Here is a 1,258-nt window from a genome sequence, read left to right as displayed (position 1 = left end):
AGCTTGCAGCCGACGAAGTGCACGGACTTCCACTGCGCCTCGTACGCCTCGAGCGAGCCGAGCCGGCCGTTGACCTTCACGTCACGCCACTGTCCGCGGGCGGCGCGGACGACCGGGAGGTTGACCCGTTCGAGCTCGACCTCGTGCAGGCGGGCGCCCTTGAGGTCGGTGTCGTCGGCGCTGACGTCCTCGAACCGCGACGTGGAGACGAGCGCACCGGCCAGGTCGAGACGCGCGACCCGCAGGTCGGCGTACCGGACCGATTCGAGGTCCGCGTCACGGGTCAGGTCGAGCAGGTCCCCTTCGGCGAGCGAGCCGAGCCTGATGGGGTCGATCTGCGGTGCCTGCACGCGGGCGACTGTAGCCAGCCGTACCGATGAATCCCCGGCCCGCCCGAGGTCGGAACGGGCATGACCGAATTCCTGGGCGACGGGCTCGAGCTGTTCGCCGGCATCTGTGTGCGGGACTACGACGCGGCGCTGCCCTGGTACGAGGCGCTGCTCGGCACGCCGCCCACCTTCGTCGCCCATCCGACCGAAGGTGTCTGGGAAGTGGCGCCGCACCGTTGGCTGGTGGTGGAGCAGCGACCGGAGCGCGCCGGGTTCTCCGTCCAGACGTTGTTCGTCGACGACCTCGACGCCCGGGTGGCCGCGATGGCGTCGCGCGGGATCGAGCCGGCCAGCGAGGAGACCTACGACGGCGGCACCCGCAAGGTGATCTACACCGACCCCGACGGCAACGAGATCGGCTTCGGCGGCAACCCCTCCTAGGCCGTCGAGAACGGTAGTCCCGGGCCAAAAGCACGGCGACACGCCGGATTTCGGTGCTTTTGGCCCGGGACTACCACCGTCAGCGGCCGTGCAGGCGGCGGGTCAGGGTCGCTGCGGTCGACACGACGGCCGCGGCCAGCCGCTCCGGATCAGCCCCGTCCAGGGGAAACGTGATCGCCACCCCGGCGACCGGCAGTCCGTTGTGGTCCAGGACCGCGGCAGCGACGCTGGCGAGCCCGGCGGTCACCTCGCCGTCCTCGATCGCGTGGCCGCGACGACGGGTCTCGGCGAGGACCGCACGCAAGGCGGTGGGGGAGCCGGGGCCGACGCCGGTGCGATCGACGAACGCATCGCGGTCCGGGTAGAGCGCGCGCACCTGGCTGGCCGGCAGGTGCGCGAGGATCGCCCGTCCGCTGGCGGTCAGGTGGGATGGCAGCCGGACACCGACGTCGGTGACCAGCGACGGCCGGCCGGGCGCGCGCTCCTCG

General features: G+C 72.1%; 3 protein-coding genes. 1 reads left to right on the top strand and 2 read right to left on the bottom strand.

Going from position 1 to position 1,258, the window contains the following annotated elements; genetic code table 11:
- On the bottom strand, positions 1-350 hold a 350-nt coding region (locus tag ACOADB_RS05180), incomplete at its 3' end, for a hypothetical protein (protein ID WP_378596874.1).
- Between the two features lie 60 nt (positions 351-410).
- On the opposite strand from ACOADB_RS05180, the gene ACOADB_RS05175 reads away from it, so the two are divergent.
- Positions 411-770 carry a VOC family protein gene (locus tag ACOADB_RS05175; protein ID WP_378596873.1) on the top strand — a complete coding sequence of 120 codons (360 nt, stop codon included), beginning with the start codon at positions 411-413 and terminating at the stop codon, positions 768-770.
- Positions 771-849: 79 nt separating this feature from the next.
- Here the strand turns inward: ACOADB_RS05175 and ACOADB_RS05170 are convergent.
- Positions 850-1,258 (bottom strand): IclR family transcriptional regulator domain-containing protein (locus tag ACOADB_RS05170; RefSeq protein WP_378596872.1); only part of this gene is annotated, 409 nt, incomplete at its 5' end.

Source organism: Nocardioides sp. CPCC 206348 (assembly GCF_048654705.1).
GTDB lineage: Bacteria > Actinomycetota > Actinomycetes > Propionibacteriales > Nocardioidaceae > Nocardioides.
Note: the sequence above shows the minus strand (reverse complement) of the source record. Positions and strands in the feature narration are given on the sequence as shown.